Here is an 18,467-nt window from a genome sequence, read left to right on the forward strand (position 1 = left end):
ACGATGAACGACACCACCCCCCTCGCCGCCCTGTCCGCTGCTGGCGTCTCGATCTGGCTGGACGACCTCAACCGGGCGATGATCACCGAGGGTGAGCTCCAGCAGCTCATCGACACCCGCCACGTGGTCGGCGTGACCACCAACCCGACCATCTTTGCCAACGCCCTCTCCGACGGGGAGGCCTACACCGACCAGGTGAAGGAGCTCGTGGCAGCCGGGGCCGACGTCGACGCCGCGGTGTTCGAGCTGACCACCGAGGACGTGCGCAACGCCTGCGACGTGCTGCGGCCGGTCTTTGACGCCACCAACGGTGTCGACGGCCGGGTCTCCATCGAGGTCGACCCCCGCCTCGAGGACGACACCGATGCCACCGTGGAGATGGCCAAGAAGCTGTGGGCCGCGGTCGACCGCCCCAACGTGCTGATCAAGATCCCCGCCACCCTGGAGGGTCTGCCCGCGATCAGCCAGGTCCTGGCTCAGGGCATCAGCGTCAACGTCACGCTGATCTTCTCCCTGGACCGCTACCGCGGCGTCATGAACGCCTTCCTCACCGGCCTGGAGCAGGCTCGTGAGGCTGGCCACGACCTGTCGACCATCCACTCGGTCGCCTCGTTCTTCGTCTCGCGCGTGGACAGCGAGGTCGACAAGCAGCTCGACGCGATCGGCACTGACGAGGCGCTCGCCCTGCGCGGTCAGGCTGGCCTGGCCAACGCCCGGCTGGCCTACCAGGCCTACGAGGAGGTCTTCGGCACGCCCCGTTGGCAGAACCTCGCCGACGACGGCGCCCACGCCCAGCGACCGCTGTGGGCCTCCACCGGTGTGAAGAACCCGGACTACTCCGACACGATGTATGTCGACGGTCTGGTGGCAGCCAACACCGTCAACACCATGCCGCACGCCACGATGGAGTCCGCGGCGGACCACTCCCAGATCACCGGGGACACGATCACCGGGACGTATGCCGAGTCCCAGGCGGTCCTGGACCGTCTGGAGACCGTTGGGGTCAGCTATGCGCAGGTGGTCGAGACCCTGGAGACCGAGGGCGTCGACAAGTTCGTGAAGTCCTGGGGCGACCTGCTCGGCTCCGTGCAGGGCGAGCTTGACCGGCTGGCCGGCGAGAGCAAGTGAGCGCGCTGTCCGTCGAGGCACTCGGCGCCGCAGCCGACGCCGTCGAGGCCCATCTGCCCACCCTCGTCGAGGACAAGGTCGCCTCGCGACTCTTCGCTCAGGACGCCACGCTGTGGGGCCCTGACGCGGAGTCCGAGTCGGCGATCCGCCTGGCCTGGACCAGTCTGCACCGCACCTCCCGGCCGCTGGTCGGCGAGGTCTCGGCGCTGCGCGAGCAGCTCAGGGAGCGCGGGGTGCACCGCATCGCCCTGTGCGGGATGGGCGGCTCCTCGCTGGCTCCAGAGGTGATCTGTGCGACGGCGGGCGTCGAGCTCGTGGTCGTGGACTCCTCCGACCCCGACATGGTGCGTTCCTGTGTGGAGGATGACCTCGCGGGCACGGCCGTGGTGGTGTCCTCCAAGTCGGGCTCAACGGTCGAGACCGACTCCCAGCGACGCATCTTCATCAAGGCCTTCCAGGACGCCGGGATCGACCCGACCGAGCGGATCGTCATCGTCACCGACCCGGGCAGCGCGATGGACAAGCAGTCGCGCGCCGACGGCTATCGCGTCATCAACGCCGACCCCGACGTCGGCGGCCGCTATTCCGCGCTGACCGCCTTCGGACTGGTGCCCTCGGGCCTGGCCGGGGTCGACATCGGTGCACTGCTCGATGAGGCCGAGGTGGTCGCTGACCTGCTCGCCGAGGACGACGCCGCCAACCCGGGTCTGCGCCTGGGCGCTGCGCTGGGTGGCACCTCGCCGCTGCGGGACAAGCTGCTGCTGACCGACCGGGGCACTCCCATCGTGGGGTTCGCCGACTGGGCCGAGCAGCTCATCGCCGAGAGCACCGGCAAGGAGGGCACCGGTCTGCTGCCGGTGGTCGTCGGGTCCGACGGCGCGTCCGAACAGGTCGCCACAGCGCCCGATGCCTCGGTGATCGCCCTGACCGCTGATGACGACGAGGCCGGTCCGACCGAGGCCGTCCCCTCCCAGGTCAACGTGGCCGGGACCCTCGGTGCCCAGCTGCTGTTGTGGGAGGTGGCCACCGCTGTGGCCGGCCGCCTGCTGGGCATCAACCCGTTCGACCAGCCGGACGTGGAGAGCGCCAAGAACGCCGCCCGTGACCTGATGGCCAACCCGTCCGAGACGGCCGAGCCCGCGCTCGGCACGGACGACGCCGTGGAGATCCGCACCACCGGGACCGCGCTGAGTCTGAGCGGCTCCGCCGACTCGCTCGAGGCGTCCGTGGACACCCTCCTGGCGACGCTGGACCCCGAGCGCGGCTACCTGGCAGTGATGGTCTATCTCGACCGGTTGGCCCACGCCGACCTCGCTGCCGTGCGCGGTGCGTTGGAGGCCCGCACCGGGCGTCCCGTCACCTTCGGGTGGGGGCCACGCTTCCTGCACTCCACCGGACAGTTCCACAAGGGCGGTCCCGCCGTCGGTGCCTATCTCCAGGTGACCGGCACGCCCGTCGAGGACGTCGAGGTGCCGGGGCAGGAGTTCACGCTGGGCACCTTCATCGCGGCCCAGGCTGCCGGTGACGCCCAGGTGCTGGCCGATGCCGGTCGCCCGGTGTTGCGTCTGCACCTGACCGACCAGGAGGCTGGTCTCACCCAACTGCGAGAGGTGCTGGGTCGCCAGTGAGTCCAGTGGAGGTCACCGCCCACCGCAACCCCCTGCGTCATCCCGACGACAAGCGACTCCCCCGGATCGCCGGGCCGTGCAGCATGGTGATGTTCGGTGTCACCGGAGACCTCGCGCGCAAGAAGTTGATGCCGGCGATCTATGACCTGGCCAACCGGGGTCTGCTGCCGGCAGGGTTCTCCCTCGTCGGGTTTGCCCGCCGTGACTGGCAGCAGCAGGATTTCGGCAAGGTCGTGCACGACTCGGTGCGTGCCCATGCCCGGACTCCGTTCCGCGAGGATGTGTGGCGCAGTCTGGCCGAGGGCTTCCGCTTCGTCCCGGGCAACTTCGACGACGCGGATGCCTACGAGGTCCTGGCCAACACGGTCCGTGAGTTGGACGAGGAGCGTGGCACCGGCGGCAACCACGCGTTCTACCTGTCCATCCCGCCGACCTACTTCGCGACCGTCTGCGAGCACCTGCGGGCCTCCGGGCTGAGCGACCCGATCCCGGGCAGTTGGCGGCGCGTGGTCATCGAGAAGCCGTTCGGGCACGACCTGGCCAGCGCCCAGGAGCTCAACAAGATCGTGGAGGACGTCTTCCCGCCCGACTCGGTCTTCCGGATCGACCACTACCTCGGCAAGGAGACGGTGCAAAACCTGTTGGCGCTGCGGTTCGCCAACCAGATGTTCGAGCCGATCTGGAACAGCAACTATGTCGACCACGTGCAGATCACGATGGCCGAGGACATCGGCATCGGCGGTCGCGCGGGCTATTACGACACGGTCGGTGCCGCCAAGGACGTCATCCAGAACCACCTGCTCCAGCTGCTCGCCCTGACTGCGATGGAGGAGCCAATCGACTTCACCGCCCAGTCCGTGCGCACCGAGAAGCTCAAGGTGCTCGCCTCGGCGCGCCTCCCCCAGGACCTGGGTGCGGCAACCTCCCGCGGGCAGTATGCCAAGGGCTGGCAGGGCAGTGAACTCGCCCAGGGCTATCTGAAGGAGGACGGCGTCGCCGCCGACTCCCTCACCGAGACGTATGCCGCGATCAAGCTCGAGGTGGACACGCGCCGCTGGGCGGGGGTTCCGTTCTATCTGCGGGCCGGCAAGCGACTGGGCAAGCGCGTCACGGAGATCGCCGTGGTGTTCAAGCGTGCCCCGCACCTCCCGTTCAGCAGCACCGCCACCGAGGAGCTGGGCCAGAACGCAATCGTGATCCGGGTGCAGCCCGACGAGGGCATCACGATGCGCTTCGGCTCCAAGGTGCCGGGCAGCCAGATGGAGGTGCGCGACGTCACGATGGACTTCGGCTATGGCGCCTCCTTCACCGAGTCCAGCCCTGAGGCCTATGAGCGGTTGATCCTTGACGTGCTCCTGGGCGATCCTCCCCTGTTCCCACGACACGAGGAGGTCGAGTTGTCCTGGAAGATCCTCGACCCCGTGATCAACTACTGGGCCGAGAACAAGGTGGTGCCCGGCGCCTATCCTGCTGGCACCTGGGGCCCCGAGTCCGCCGATGAGCTGATGCGCCGGGACGGGCGCGAGTGGAGACTGCCGTGATCGTCGATCTGCCCAGCACCACGACGACTGAGATCAGCAAACGTCTGGTCGCTCTGCGGCACGCCGTCGGCGCGATGGCCATGGGCCGTGTCCTGACCCTGCTGCTGATCACCGACGAGGATGAGGCCGACGCCGCGCTCGAGGTGGCCAACGACGCCACGCGTCAGCACCCGGCGCGCATCCTGGCCGTCGTGCGAGCCAACCGGCGCGGCGCCAGTCGCCTCGACGCCCAGATCCGGGTGGGTGGCGACGCGGGGGCCAGCGAGATCGTCATCCTGCGGTTGTTCGGCGAGATGGCCGACCACGGTGCCTCCGTGGTGACACCACTGCTGCTGCCGGACTCCCCCATCGTCGCCTGGTGGCCAGGAGAGCCACCGACCGACGTGGCCACCAGCGCCCTCGGCGCGATCGCCCGTCGGCGCATCACGGACGCCGGGGCGTGCGCCAAACCGTCGACCCAGCTCAAGCGCCGGGCCAAGACCTACGCCGAGGGCGACACCGATCTGTCCTGGACGCGCATCACCCGGTGGCGCGGTCTGCTGGCCGCTGCCCTCGACGAGGCACCCTTTGCTGCGGTGCAGTCCGCCGTGGTCGTCGCCGAGGCCGGTGAGCCCAGCGCGGACCTCATCGCGGGGTGGCTGGCCCACGCCCTTGACGTGCCGGTGCAGCGTGTCAACAGCGCAGCGGGCAGCGGCATCGTCAGCATCCGGATGGACCGCGAGGACGGCCCGATCGATCTGGTCCGGGCCCGCGAGGGGTTGTCGACGCTGAGCCAGCCCGGTCGACCCGTGCGCGAGGTCCCGTTGAGCATCCCCTCCCCGGCCGAGTGCTTGGCGGCCGAGTTGCGCCGACTCGATGCTGACGAGATCTATGCCGCGGCCCTGACCGAGGGGCTGCCCCAGGTCACCCGGCGCTCCAAGGGGGCCGCCAACGCTGCTCGCGCCGGTGACATTGCGCCCGGCCCGGCCGACGTGCCCTCGAGCTCGACGCCCTCGATGTCCTCTCGCTCGCTCAAACGGCGGTCGCCCAAGGAGTCCGCTCCCCCCGCCAAACAGCTCCAGCAGCGGGTGGAGGAGGAGTTGGCCGAGGTCTCCGCGGGCGAGGTCCGCACCGCTGCTGACCCCGACGCCCTGGCTGCCGACGTGGCCGCCGCGATCGCCTCTGCGCTCAAGGACGCGGTGGCCCTGCGCGGCACGGCCCACCTGGTCCTCACCGGCGGGTCCATGGGCGCGCGCACGGTCACCGCTCTGGCCTCGGCCCACCTGCCCAAGGCCACCTGGAGCAAGGTGCACATCTGGTGGGGTGACGAGCGTTTCGTCCCGCAGGGTCATCAGGACCGTAACGACCAGCAGGCCCGCGACGCCGGACTGGAGCGGCTGCCTGTTCCCTCCGCGAACATCCATCCAGCACCGGCCGGATCCTCCGAGGATGAGTTGCCCGCGGCGGTTGCCGAGTGGGCCAGCGAGTTGGCCGCTCACGCCATCGAGGGAGAGCACGCGCCCCGGTTCGACGTGGTCCTGCTCGGCGTGGGTCCCGATGCGCACGTCGCCTCGCTGTTCCCGGACCGGAGCGAGGTCACGGTGACCGACCGCACCACGGTCCTGGTCACTGCCTCACCCAAGCCACCGCCACTGCGCCTGTCCCTCACCGTGCCCGCGATAAATGCCGCGGAGCGCGTGTGGCTCGTCGTCGCCGGTGCCGACAAGGCCGAGGCCGTGGCCGCAGCTCGAGACGCCCGCGACGACCCGCACCTGCCCGCCTCCTGGGTGCGCGGCACCCGGGAGACCGTGTGGTGGCTTGACGAGGCGGCAGCGGGCGACTGACCTCCGGCTGGCAGCTGACCGCTGGGCGGTGGCCAGGACAGGTGCCCTCGGCTCCCCACCGCTAGGCGAAATTGGTCCTGCGGGAGACACGGCATGCGACGACTTCCACAGGACAGTAAGCGCCTAGCGGTGCTCCCCCCGCGTGCGCTCAGTCGGGGATATTACCGGTGCACCATGCGCCCGGTCGGGGTAGATGTCGCCACACGGTGCGCTCGGTCGAGGTTATTACCGGTGCACCATGCGCCCGGTCGTCAGGTGTTACGGTCGGTGGTGCCGCGGCGCTCGCGCAGGGAGCCCAGCGCTTCCTTCAGGAGCTCGGCGCCCGCCTTGTCGGAGCGGCGCTCCTTCACATAGGCCAGGTGCGTCTTGTAGGGCTCGTTCTTCGGCGGCTCGGGCGGGTGGTCCTTGTCCTGACCCGCAGGGAGGCCGCAGCGCGGGCAGTCCCAGATCTCCGGGGCTTCTCCCACGCCCTCCGTGGCAAAAGAAGGACGCGTCTCGTGGCCCTTGCCACACCAGTAGGACAACTCGATGCGGGGCGCGGACTCACCCCGCTCGGCCTCGCCCATCGGACCGGAACCAACCCGGCTGCCCCTGATCGAATTCGCACCGACCATGGTGGACCTCCTGCTGCTCTGCACGGAACCTGAGGAAGCAGAGTAACCCGCGGTGACACCGCCGGTCATCAGCGGGTGGGCGGGTCGGCCCACCCACTGTTAGTCAGGCGAAGCGGATCAGCCCACCAACTGTTGATCAGGCGAAGCGGATCAGCCCACCAACTGTTGATCTGGCGAAGCGGATCAGCCCAACTGTTGATCAGGCGAAGCGGATCAGCAGGCCGATGCCAACAACGGCCGCGGCCCAGATGACCGACACGGCGATGGTGATGCGGGTGAGGTTGCGCTCAGCGACGGTCGAGCCGCCCAGGCTGGAGGACATGCCGCCACCGAACATGTCGGAGAGTCCGCCACCCCGGCCCTTGTGCATCAGGATCAGCAGGACCAGGAACGCGCTGCTCAGCACGAGCAGCACATCAAGGAAGATCCGGACCAAGTCCACTTGCGAACACCTCACGTCGGGGCGGGCCACACGGGCCCGGGATTCAAGAGCAGATAACAGGGTAACTCACTGGCTGGGTGCCACCTGCCGGTGACACCCAGCAGGATGGGCAGGCGGTGGCCTGCTCGGGGTCAGCCGCCCACGTGTTGCTGATAGCGGCAGATGCTGGCGAAGTCCTCGACGCTGGTCGAGGCACCACCGACGAGGGCGCCGTCGACGTCCTCCTGCGCCATGATCGAGGCCACGTTGCCGGGCTTGACCGACCCGCCGTAGAGGATGCGCACAGCATCGGCGGTGTCACCCGTGGTGAGCTCGGCGAGGCGGGTCCGGATGGCAGCACACACCTCCTGGGCGTCGTCCGGCGTCGCGACCTCACCGGTGCCGATCGCCCACACCGGCTCATAGGCGATCACCAGGTCCTTGACCGTGGCAGCGTCCAGTCCCTCCAGGGCGGCGTCGACCTGGGCGAGCACGTGCGGGACGTGCTCGCCGGCCTGCCGCACCTCCAGCGGCTCGCCGACACACACGATCGGCACCAGCTCGTGCTTGATCGCTGCGCGAGTCTTGGCCGCCACCACGTCGTCGGTCTCACCGTGCAGCTGGCGCCGCTCGCTGTGGCCGACGACTGCGTAGGAGCACCCCAGCTTGGTCAGAAAGGCACCGGAGATCTCACCGGTGAAGGCGCCCGAGTCGTGCTGGGACAGGTCCTGCGCGCCATACCGCAGCTCCAGCCGGTCACCCTGCACCAGGGTCTGCACGGAGCGCAGGTCGGTGAACGGTGGCAGCACGACGACCTCAACCCCGGCGAAGTCGTGCTTCGCGTCCCGCAGGCTCCAGTCCAGTTTCTGGACCAGGTGCGTGGCCTGGAGGTGGTCCAGGTTCATCTTCCAGTTGCCCGCCATGAGCGGGGTGCGCCCAGCGTTGAGCGTTGCCATCAGTCCTCCAAGACCTGCAGGCCGGGGAGCGTGGCACCCTCCAGGAACTCCAGGGAGGCACCACCCCCGGTCGAAATGTGACCGAACTCGTCGTCGGAGTGCCCGAACTGGCGCACTGCGGCGGCGCTGTCTCCCCCGCCGACCACTGTCAGGGCGTGGTTGTTGGCCGTGATGTCGACCAGGGCACGGGCGACGGCCTCGGTGCCCGCGGCATACGGCTCCATCTCGAAGGCCCCCATGGGGCCGTTCCAGAAGACCGTCTTGGCGTCACCGAGCTTCTCGGCGAACAGCCGGGCGGCGTCGGGTCCGATGTCCAGGCCCAGGCGGTCGGCCGGGATCTCGTCGGCCGCCACCACATCGTGGTCGGCGTCGGCGGAGAACTCGGTGGCCGCGACGATGTCGGTCGGCAGGACGATCTCGACCCCGGTCTCCTCGGCGGTCTTCAGATAGCCACGGACCACGTCAACCTGGTCCTCCTCGAGCAGGCTCTTGCCCACCTCGTGGCCCTGGGCCTTCAGGAAGGTGAAGACCATGCCGCCGCCGATGAGCAATCGGTCGGCCTTGCCGAGGAGGTTCTCGATGACCCCGAGCTTGTCGGAGACTTTCGCACCACCCAGCACCACGGCATACGGCCGCTCTGGGTCCTCCGTCAGACGCCGCAGCACCTTCACCTCGGACTCGACCAGGCCACCGGCCGCGGACGGCAGGTGCTCGGTGATGTCGAAGACGCTGGCCTGCTCACGGTGGACGACGCCGAACCCGTCGCTGACATAGGCATCGGCCAGCGACGCCAGCTGCTCGGTGAACGCGCGGCGGTCAGCTGCCGTCTTGGCGGTCTCACCGGCGTTGAACCTCAGGTTCTCCAGCAGGAGCACCTGACCGTCCTCCAGCGCGTCCACGCCAGCGCGAGCCGACTCCCCCACCGTGTCGGTGGCGAAGGCGACCGGCTGACCAAGGAGCTCCTCGAGGCGGGTGGCCACCGGCCGCAGCGAGAACTGCGGGTCGGGCTCACCCTTGGGCCGGCCCAGGTGGGCCATCACGATGACGCGTGCCCCCCGGGAGGCGAGGTCTGCGATGGTGGGCACCGAGGCTCGCACACGCCCGTCGTCGGTGATGGTGCCGTCGTCGTCGAGCGGGACGTTGAGGTCGCTGCGGACCAGGACCCGCCGTCCGGAGAGGTCACCGAGATCGGCAATGGTCTTCACGGCGCGGCTCAGAGCTTGCTGCCGACCAGGGCCGTGAGGTCCACCAGGCGGCTGGAGTAGCCCCACTCGTTGTCGTACCAACCGACGATCTTGACCTGGTCGCCGATGACACGGGTCAGGCCGGCGTCGAAGATGCACGAAGCCGGGTCGCCCTCGATGTCCTTGGACACGATCGGGTCCTCGGTGTAGCGCAGGATGCCCTTGAGGTCGCCCTCGGCGTGCTTCTTGACGGCCGCGTTGACCTCCTCGACGGTGACCTCACGGCTCGCCTCGAAGGTCAGGTCGGTCGCGGAGCCGGTGGGGGTCGGGACACGCAGCGCGAAGCCGTCCAGCTTGCCCTGCAGCTCGGGCATGACCAGGCCGATGGCCTTGGCCGCGCCGGTGGTGGTCGGCACGATGTTGAGGGCTGCGGCGCGGGCGCGGCGCAGGTCCTTGTGCGGGCCGTCCTGCAGGTTCTGGTCGGCGGTGTAGGCGTGGATGGTGGTCATCAGGCCCTTGACGATGCCGAACTCCTCGTGCATCACCTTGGCCATCGGGCCGAGACAGTTCGTCGTGCAGGAGGCGTTGGAGATGATGTGGTGGTTCGCGGGGTCGTAGTCGCCATCGTTGACGCCCAGGACGACGGTGAAGTCCTCGTTCTTGCCCGGCGCGGAGATGATGACCTTCTTGGCGCCACCATCGATGTGTGCCTTGGCCTTGGTGGCGTCGGTGAAGATGCCGGTGGACTCGATCACGATGTCTGCGCCCAGGTCACCCCAGGGCAGCGCGGACGGGTCCTTCTCGGCGAACGCCTTGATGGTCTTGCCACCGACCGTGATGTCGTCCTCGGTGGAGGAGACCTCCTGGCCGAGGCGGCCCAGGATCGAGTCGTACTTCAGCAGGTGCGCGAGCGTCTCGTTGTCAGTCAGGTCGTTGACACCGACGATCTCGATGTCGGCACCCGACGCGAGGACCGCGCGAGCGAAGTTGCGGCCGATGCGGCCAAAGCCATTGATGCCTACGCGAACAGTCACGTGACCAGCCTCCCAAAGTCATCCGGCGCCTGGGCCGGCGTGTGAACGGTGAAATCTCTCACCCCCCAACCTATGGGATGAGGCGCCCCAGAGGACAACTGGGCGGACAACAGGGAGGGCTAGTGGGAGGACTGCGGAGAGGACAACCGGGACACGCCGGGTGGCGGGCGATCAATCGTCGAGCATCTCGGCGGTCAGCCCGGCGTCGGTGCCGTCGATGCCAAGGTCCTCGGCGCGCTTGTCTGCCATCGCCAGGAGCCGGCGGATCCGACCGGCCACAGCGTCCTTGGTCATCGGCGGATCGGCCAGGGCCCCGAGCTCTTCGAGCGATGCCTGCTTGTGCTCCACGCGCAGGAGGCCAGCGACCCGCAGGTGGTCTGGTGCCTCCTCGCCGAGGATCTCCAGGGCCCGCTCGACGCGGGCACCGGCCGCGACTGCCGCGCGGGCGGAGCGGCGCAGGTTGGCGTCGTCGAAGTTTGCCAGCCGGTTGGCGGTGGCCCGCACCTCGCGGCGCATCCTGCGCTCCTCCCACGCCAGCACTGCCTCGTGTGCTCCGAGGCGGGTGAGCATCGCGCCGATGGCGTCCCCGTCGCGCAGGACGACACGGTCGACGCCGCGCACCTCACGTGCCTTGGCCTGGATGTTCATCCGGCGACCGGCACCCACCAGTGCCAGGGCTGCCTCGGGGCCCGGGCAGGTGATCTCCATCGCCGACGAGCGTCCCGGCTCGGTGATCGAGCCGTGCGCGAGGAAGGCGCCCCGCCAGGCGGCCTCGGCATCGCACACGGAGGCACCCACGATCCGCGGCGGCAGGCCCCGGACCGGTCGCCCACGATGATCGATCAGGCCGGTCTGTCGCGCGAGCGACTCACCGTCGGAGGTGGCGCGGACGACATAGCGGGTGCCCTTGCGCAACCCCCCGGGGCCCATCACGACCATCTCGCTGCTGGAGCCATAGACGTCGGCCATGAAGGCACGCAGTCGACGCGCGACTTGGGCGGTGTCCACCTCTGCCTCGATGACGATGCGGCCGCCAATGATGTGCAGTCCGCCGGCGAAGCGGAGCATCGTGGAGACCTCTGCCTTCTTGCAGCAGGTCTTGGTGACGGGCAGTCTGCTCAACTCGTCCTTCACCCGGGCAGTCATCGCCATGGTGGCCCCCTTTCCGGTCCGGCTCGTCCGTCGCGCGTGGTCAGCCACCGATGATCACATCCCGATAGGCAGCAGCAAGCCGCAGGGTGTCGTGCTCCCGCGGTCTCCGCATCTTACGCACTGGACTGACAATGAGCTCTGCCCCGACGCCCTGAGCCACCTCGCGCAGTGCCTTTTCCTCGCTGCGCACGACCGCCGGGTCGGCGATCACGAAGTCGAGGGTGAGGTCGGGAGCGTGGGCCGAGAGCACCTCCACGTGCTCGGCGGGCGAGAAGCCCTGGGTCTCGTCGTCGTCGAGGCCCACATTAAGAGTCAGGATCCGCCGCGCCGGGGTGTGCACGATGGCCTCCTGGATGTCGGGGACCAGCAGGTGCGGCATCACCGAGGTGAACCAGGAACCGGGCCCCAGGATCACCCAGTCCGCGAGCTTGATGGCCTCGACCGCCGGCTGCGACGCGGTCGGCGACTCCGGCACGATGCGCACGTTGATGACCCTGCCCGGCGTCTTGGCGACCAGGGACTGTCCCTGCACGACCGTGATCTCGTCCGGTGCTGCGGGGTCGGCACCCACGACGGTTGCCTCGATGTCCAGGGGAACCTCACACATGGGCAACACCCGTCCGCGGGTGTTGAGCAGTTTCCCGACCAGGTCGAGTCCGCCGACGGGACTGTCCAGCAGCTCCCACAGACTCATGATGAGCAGGTTGCCGAGGGCGTGGCCGGCCAGCTCGCCGTTGCCGCCGAGGCGGTGCTGGAGCACGGCGCTCCACTGGTGACCCCAGGCAGTGTCCTCGCACAGGGCGGCAAGGGCCATCCGCAGGTCGCCCGGTGGCAGGATGCCGAACTCGTTGCGCAGGCGACCGCTGGAGCCTCCGTCGTCAGCGACGGTGACGACGGCCGTGATCTCCTCGGTCAGGTGCCGCAGCGACTGGAGGGAGGCTGCGAGACCGTGCCCACCGCCGAGAGCGACGACGCGCGGGGCGCTCACTCGCGCCCCAGGTCGCGGTGGAACGTGGTGATGGCCACCCCGGAGCGACCCTCGAGGCGCTTGACCAGCTCCTCGGTGACCGCCACGGAGCGGTGCTTGCCGCCCGTGCAGCCGACGGCGACCGTGACATAGCGACGTCCCTCGGACAGATAGCCGTCCATGGCCACGCTGAGCATCTTGGTGACCGCGTCCAGATAGGCGTCGACACCCTGCTGCCCCAGCACAAAGTCCCGGACCTGGGCGTCCCGACCGGTGAAAGGACGCAACTCGGGCTGCCAGTAGGGATTGACCAGGAAACGCAGGTCAAGGACGATGTCGGCGTCGAGGGGGATGCCGTATTTGAAGCCGAAGGACAGCACCGCCAGCCGCAGCCGGACGGTGACGTCGGTGTTGAGCAACTCATCAACGGCGAGACCCAGCTGGTGCACGTTGTAGCCCGTGGTGTCGATGACCACGTCCGCGCTGGAGCGGATGTCACCGAGCATGCGCCGCTCCTTGTGGATCCCGTCCAGCAGCAGCCCCTCGCCCTGCAGCGGGTGGGGCCGGCGGACACTCTCGAAGCGCCGCACGAGCGCCTCGTCGCTGGAATCGACAAAGATGGTGCGGGGGCTGCTGCCCCGGGCCCGCAGCGCCTCGACGCCCTTGCTGAGCTCGGTGGTGAAGTCCCTGCTGCGCACGTCGATGACCGCCGCAATCTTCGGTGGGCTGTCCCCGTCGGAGATCACATCGACCAGGTCGACGAGCATCTTGGGCGGCAGGTTGTCCACGACGTACCACCCCCGGTCCTCCAGGACCTTGGCCGCGGTGGAGCGGCCGGCGCCACTCATCCCGGTCAGCAGGACCAGCTCGCGCGGCCCGTGGTCGCCGGTCGACTCCTGCCCAGCGACGGACTCATCCTCCGGAGCGGCCCGGTCTGGTGTCACGTGCTCCCGCGCTCCCTCCGGGGTTGCCGTGCCCTCCTGGTGCTCATCGGGATCCACGGTCACGCCGGTGGCCCGGGACGGCGCCGCGTCCGCGTCGAGATCGGTCATCGTGGGTCTCCCTCAGTCCAAAACTTCGCCAGTGGCCAGGTTAACGCTCGGAGCGCGGGTGGTCGCCTCACCTGTCAGTCGCTCGTGCACCAGCGCGGCGAGGGCCGGTCCAATCCCCGACACCCCCGCGAGGTCCTCGACCGAGGCGGCCTCGATCCGCTTGACCGACCCGAAGGCCTTCAACAGTGCCTTCTGGCGGGCTGGGCCGAGCCCGGGAATGCCGTCGAGTCGGGAGACGGTCATCGACTTGGAGCGGCGCTGCCGGTGGAAGGTGTTGGCGAAGCGGTGGGCCTCATCACGCACCCGCTGGAGCAGATAGAGGCCCTCGCTGCTGCGCGGCAGGATCACGGGATAGTCCTGCCCCGGCACCCAGATCTCCTCCAGCCTCTTGGCCAGGCCGATCACCGACACGTCGTTGACGCCCACCTCACTGAGCGCGGCTGCGGCGGCGTTGACCTGCGGCAGTCCACCGTCAACGACCACCAGGTTGGGTGGGTAGGCGAACCGGGCTGGCCTGCCCTCCGGAGTGACGGGCTGGCCCGTTGGCCCCGCGGATGCCTCGTCCCCGCCCCCGGTCGTCTCCTCTGGCGCCCCGTGCGGGGCGGTGAGCAGGTGCCGGAACCGGCGGGTGAGCACCTCGTGCATGGCCGCCGTGTCATCGGCGGTGCCCTCGCGGACGATGAACCGGCGGTATTCGCTCTTGCGGGGCAGCCCGTCCTCGAAGACCACCATCGAGCCGACCACGTCGGTGCCCTGCACATGGCTGATGTCGAAGGACTCGACCCGCAGCGGGGCCTCGTCGAGCTCCAGGACCTCCTGCAGTTCCTGCAGCGCCTGGCTGCGGGCCGTCAGATCACCGGAGCGGGCCACCTTGTGCCGCGCGAGGGACTGATGGGCGTTGCGACCCACGGTCTCCAGCAGCGCTTTCTTGTCACCGCGCTGCGGAACGCGGATCTGCACGCGTGACCCCCGCAACTCGCTGAGCCACTCCTCCAGGTTGCCGCGCCCCGTCGGAGCCACCGGCACCAGGACCTCCCGTGGCACAGCCTCAGGCGACTCCCCGCCATAGACCTGCTGCAACAGGTGCTCGACGATATCGGCGATCTCCTCGGCACCCTTCTCGCTCACCCACCCGCGCTGACCCCGCACCCTGCCGCCGCGCACGTGGAAGACCTGGAAGGCGACCTCGAGCTCGTCGTCGGCCAGCGCAAAGACGTCGGCGTCGGTCGCGTCCGGCAGGACGACCGCAGACTTCTCCAGCGCACGCTGCAGGGCCACGATGTCGTCGCGCAGCCGGGCCGCCGCCTCGAAGTCGAGATCGGCACTGGCCGCTCGCATCCGCTGCTCGAGGTCCTTGACGAACCGGCCGGTGTTGCCGGCCATGAAGTCACAGAAGTCCTCGGCGATCTCACGGTGCTCCTGCGCTGACACACGGTCGACGCACGGGGCGGAGCACTTGTCGATATACCCCAGCAGACAGGGCCGTCCCACCTGGGAGGCGCGCTTGAAGACACCCTTGCTGCAGGTGCGCACCGGGAAGACCCGGAGCAACTGGTCCAGGGTCTCCCGGATGGCCCACGCGTGGGCGTAGGGGCCGAAGTAGCGGGTGCCCGGCTTCTTGGCTCCGCGCATCACCTGGGCACGGGGAAAGTCCTCCCCCATCGTCACCGCGAGGTAGGGGTAGGACTTGTCATCGCGGTACTTGACGTTGAAGCGCGGGTCGTACTCCTTGATCCAGGCATACTCCAGCTGGAGGGCCTCGACCTCGTTGCGCACGACGGTCCACTCGACGCTGGCCCCGGTCTGCACCATGGTGCGGGTGCGCGGGTGCAGGGCCGAGATGTCCTGGAAGTAGGAACTGAGCCGGGAGCGCAGCGAGATCGCCTTGCCGACATAGATCACCCGGCTGTGCTGGTCCCGGAACCGGTAGACACCCGGCTCGGTCGGGATCTCACCGGGGCGGGGACGATAGGTGGAGGGGTCAGCCATGGGTCAGGCGGACCGCCCTCGAGGCCTGGCCGGCGTCGCACTGCGTCCCGAGCGGCCCCGCTCCATGAGGGAAGCCAGGAAGCGGCCGGTGTGGCTGTCCGACTCGGCAGCAACCTTCTCCGGGCTGCCCTGGGCGACGACCGTGCCACCGCCCCGGCCACCCTCGGGGCCGAGGTCGACGACCCAGTCGGCGCTCTTGATGACATCGAGGTTGTGCTCGATCACCAGGACCGTGTTGCCCTTGTAGACCAGCCCCTGCAGGACACCGAGGAGTTTGCGGATGTCCTCGAAGTGCAGACCCGTGGTCGGCTCGTCGAGGACGTAGACGGTGCGGCCGGTCGAGCGCTTCTGCAGCTCCGCCGCGAGCTTGACCCGCTGTGCCTCACCACCGGACAGGGTCGGAGCGGGCTGTCCGAGGCGGACATAGCCCAGACCGACCTCGACCAGCGTCTTCAGGTGCCGGGAGATGGCCGGGACGGCAGCAAAGAAGTCCGCGGCCTCCTCGATCGGCATCTCGAGCACGTCGGAGATGGTCTTGCCCTTGAAGTGCACCTCGAGGGTCTCGCGGTTGTAGCGAGCGCCGTGGCACACCTCGCAGGGGACATAGACGTCCGGCAGGAAGTTCATCTCGATCTTGAGCGTGCCGTCACCCGAGCACGCCTCGCAGCGCCCGCCCTTGACGTTGAACGAGAAGCGGCCCGGCAGATAGCCGCGCACCTTCGCCTCGGTCGTCTCGGCGAACAGCTTGCGGACATGGTCGAACACCCCGGTGTAGGTCGCCGGGTTGCTGCGCGGCGTGCGGCCGATCGGCCCCTGGTCGACGTGCACGACCTTGTCGAGCTCCTCCAGGCCCTCGACCCGCTTGTGCCGCCCGGGCACCTGCCGGGCACCGTTGAGCCGGTTGGCCATCACCTTGTAGAGGATGTCGTTGACCAGGGTGGACTTGCCCGAGCCGGAGACACCGGTGATCGCGACCAGGTTGCCCAGCGGGAAGCGCACGTCGATGCCCTGCAGGTTGTGCTCGTGGGCGCCGATGACCTTGACATAGCGCCCGTCCTGGGGCCGGCGCTTCGGTGGCACCGCGATCTCACGACGGCCCGAGAGGTAGGCACCGGTGAGCGAGCTCTCGTGGGTCAGCAGGTCCTGCACCGACCCGGAGTGCACCACCTGACCGCCGTGCTCGCCCGCGCCGGGGCCGATGTCGACGACCCAGTCGGCCGCCTCGATCGTGTCCTCGTCGTGCTCGACCACGATCAGCGTGTTGCCCAGGTCACGCAACCGGGTGAGCGTCTCGATGAGCCGGTGATTGTCTCGCTGGTGCAACCCGATCGAGGGCTCGTCCAGGACATAGAGCACGCCCACCAGGCCGGAGCCGATCTGCGTCGCCAACCGGATCCGCTGGGCCTCACCACCGGACAGCGTTCCGGCCGGGCGGTCCAGGGAGATGTAGTCGAGACCGACATCGAGCAGGAAGCCCAGGCGAGACATCACCTCGACGATCACCCGCTCGGCGATCTGCGCCTCACGCTCGCTGAAGTCCAGGTCCCGCACAAAGTCCGCGCACTGGTCGATCGGCAGGGCACAGACCTCGGAGATGTTCTTGCCCCCGATGGTCACGGCCAGGATCTCTGGCTTGAGCCGGCTCCCCTGACACGCGGGACAGGGCACCTCGCGCATGTAGGACTCGTAGCGCTCGCGGCTCATGTCCGACTCGGTCTCGGCGTGCTTGCGCTTCACGTAGGGGATGACGCCCTCGAAGCCGGTGCTGTAGGCCCGCTCCCGGCCGAACCGGTTGCGATAGCGCACGTGCACCTTGTGCTTGTAACCGTGCAGGATCGCGTCCCGCGCCCGCCCGGGCAGGGCCCGCCAGGGGGTGTCCAGGTCAAACTTGAGGTCCTCCCCCAGCCCGCCGAGCACCCGGATGAAGTAGTCGCTGATGCCGTGCGCTGTCGACCAGGGGGTGATGGCACCCTCCATGATCGAGGCGTCCTCATCACGGATGACCAGCTCCGGGTCGACCTCGAGCTCGACGCCGATGCCGGTGCACGACGGGCAGGCCCCGAAAGGGGAGTTGAACGAGAACGACCGGGGCTCGACCTCGTCGATGGCCAGCGGGTGGTCGTTGGGGCAGGCCATCCGCTCGGAGAAGCGCCGCTCGCGCGGGCGGCCCTCGGGGTCGTCGTCCGCGATGTCGACGAACTCCACGAGCAGCAGCCCGCCGGCCAGCCCCAGAGCCGTCTCGACCGAGTCGGTCAGCCGCTGCTTGGCCTTGCTCTCGCCGCCCTTGGCCACGAGGCGGTCGACTACCACCTCGATGGTGTGCTTCTTCTGCTTCTCCAGCACCGGTGGCTCGCTCAGCGAGACGACCTCACCGTCCACCCGCGCCCGCGAGAAGCCCTTGGTCTGCAGCTCGCTGAACAGGTCGACATACTCGCCCTTGCGGGATCGCACGACCGGGGCCAGCACCTGGAACCGGGTGCCCTCGGGCAGCTCCAGCAACTGGTCCACGATCTGCTGCGGGGTCTGGCGCGCGATGGCCTCACCACAGACCGGGCAGTGCGGGTGCCCGACGCGGGCATACAGCAGGCGCAGGTAGTCGTAGACCTCGGTGATCGTGCCCACGGTCGAGCGCGGGTTGCGGTTGGTGGACTTCTGGTCGATCGAGACCGCCGGTGACAGCCCCTCGATGAAGTCGACGTCCGGCTTGTCCATCTGGCCCAGGAACTGACGGGCATAGGCCGACAGCGACTCGACATAGCGTCGCTGCCCCTCGGCGAAGATCGTGTCGAAGGCGAGCGAGGACTTGCCCGAACCGCTCAGACCGGTGAAGACGACCAGGGAGTCGCGCGGGATCTCGACCGAGACGTCCTTGAGGTTGTGCTCGCGGGCACCGCGCACGACCAACTGGTCGTGCCGGTGGGGGATGGTGGTGGGAGTCGTGGATGGCACGCTCTCGATGTTAAGTCCTGCCGGTGACA

General features: G+C 68.9%; 14 protein-coding genes. 4 read left to right on the forward strand and 10 right to left on the reverse strand.

Translation table 11 applies throughout. The features are described 5' to 3' along the window. Nucleotides 1-3: 3 nt before the first annotated feature. From tal to pgl, 4 genes are read left to right on the forward strand one after another with little or no spacing between them, the layout of a single operon-like run. Complete coding sequence (gene tal / locus NF556_RS11470) at nucleotides 4-1,128, forward strand: transaldolase (protein ID WP_252591071.1); 1,125 nt, start codon at nucleotides 4-6, stop codon at nucleotides 1,126-1,128. Then, nucleotides 1,125-2,756 (forward strand): glucose-6-phosphate isomerase, encoded by a 1,632-nt coding sequence (locus NF556_RS11475; RefSeq protein ID WP_252591072.1) that lies wholly within the window; start codon nucleotides 1,125-1,127, stop codon nucleotides 2,754-2,756. Before tal ends, NF556_RS11475 begins: the two co-directional genes overlap by 4 nt. Beyond that, on the forward strand, nucleotides 2,753-4,297 hold the full coding sequence (gene zwf / locus NF556_RS11480; RefSeq protein WP_252591073.1) for a glucose-6-phosphate dehydrogenase: 1,545 nt from the start codon (nucleotides 2,753-2,755) through the stop codon (nucleotides 4,295-4,297). The genes NF556_RS11475 and zwf overlap by 4 nt, the downstream gene beginning before the upstream one ends. Further along, nucleotides 4,294-6,120, forward strand: a complete 1,827-nt coding sequence (pgl, locus tag NF556_RS11485; RefSeq protein ID WP_252591074.1) for a 6-phosphogluconolactonase — start codon at nucleotides 4,294-4,296, stop codon at nucleotides 6,118-6,120. Before zwf ends, pgl begins: the two co-directional genes overlap by 4 nt. Nucleotides 6,121-6,371: 251 nt before the next feature. Here pgl and NF556_RS11490 read toward each other — a convergent pair whose 3' ends face one another. From NF556_RS11490 to uvrA, 10 genes are all read right to left on the reverse strand, one after another. Further along, nucleotides 6,372-6,734 carry an RNA polymerase-binding protein RbpA gene (locus NF556_RS11490; protein ID WP_252591075.1) on the reverse strand — a complete coding sequence of 121 codons (363 nt, stop codon included), beginning with the start codon at nucleotides 6,732-6,734 and terminating at the stop codon, nucleotides 6,372-6,374. A 199-nt stretch (nucleotides 6,735-6,933) separates the two neighbouring features. After that, a complete protein-coding gene (secG, locus tag NF556_RS11495; RefSeq protein WP_252591076.1) occupies nucleotides 6,934-7,176 on the reverse strand; it encodes a preprotein translocase subunit SecG in 243 nt (80 codons plus the stop codon). Nucleotides 7,177-7,307: 131 nt separating this feature from the next. Continuing rightward, nucleotides 7,308-8,111: a triose-phosphate isomerase gene (gene tpiA / locus NF556_RS11500; RefSeq protein ID WP_252591077.1), complete on the reverse strand. Its 804-nt coding sequence runs from the start codon at nucleotides 8,109-8,111 to the stop codon at nucleotides 7,308-7,310. Beyond that, complete coding sequence (locus NF556_RS11505) at nucleotides 8,111-9,316, reverse strand: phosphoglycerate kinase (RefSeq protein WP_252591078.1); 1,206 nt, start codon at nucleotides 9,314-9,316, stop codon at nucleotides 8,111-8,113. The genes tpiA and NF556_RS11505 overlap by 1 nt, the downstream gene beginning before the upstream one ends. 8 nt (nucleotides 9,317-9,324) lie before the next feature. Continuing rightward, a complete protein-coding gene (gene gap / locus NF556_RS11510; RefSeq protein WP_252591079.1) occupies nucleotides 9,325-10,329 on the reverse strand; it encodes a type I glyceraldehyde-3-phosphate dehydrogenase in 1,005 nt (334 codons plus the stop codon). A 171-nt stretch (nucleotides 10,330-10,500) separates the two neighbouring features. Next, on the reverse strand, nucleotides 10,501-11,481 hold the full coding sequence (gene whiA, locus NF556_RS11515) for a DNA-binding protein WhiA (protein WP_252591080.1): 981 nt from the start codon (nucleotides 11,479-11,481) through the stop codon (nucleotides 10,501-10,503). A gap of 40 nt (nucleotides 11,482-11,521) precedes the next feature. Continuing rightward, on the reverse strand, nucleotides 11,522-12,469 hold the full coding sequence (locus NF556_RS11520; RefSeq protein ID WP_252591081.1) for a gluconeogenesis factor YvcK family protein: 948 nt from the start codon (nucleotides 12,467-12,469) through the stop codon (nucleotides 11,522-11,524). After that, entirely contained in the window at nucleotides 12,466-13,500 is a 1,035-nt protein-coding gene (gene rapZ / locus NF556_RS11525) for an RNase adapter RapZ (protein ID WP_252591082.1), read from the reverse strand. Before rapZ ends, NF556_RS11520 begins: the two co-directional genes overlap by 4 nt. A gap of 12 nt (nucleotides 13,501-13,512) precedes the next feature. Continuing rightward, the gene (gene uvrC, locus NF556_RS11530; RefSeq protein WP_252591083.1) at nucleotides 13,513-15,489 is read right to left on the reverse strand and encodes an excinuclease ABC subunit UvrC; all 1,977 of its coding nucleotides are present in this window, start codon (nucleotides 15,487-15,489) and stop codon (nucleotides 13,513-13,515) included. A gap of 3 nt (nucleotides 15,490-15,492) precedes the next feature. Further along, entirely contained in the window at nucleotides 15,493-18,438 is a 2,946-nt protein-coding gene (gene uvrA, locus NF556_RS11535; protein WP_345780112.1) for an excinuclease ABC subunit UvrA, read from the reverse strand. Nucleotides 18,439-18,467 lie beyond the last annotated feature (29 nt).

Source organism: Ornithinimicrobium faecis, assembly GCF_023923225.1.
Taxonomy (GTDB): domain Bacteria; phylum Actinomycetota; class Actinomycetes; order Actinomycetales; family Dermatophilaceae; genus Ornithinicoccus; species Ornithinicoccus faecis.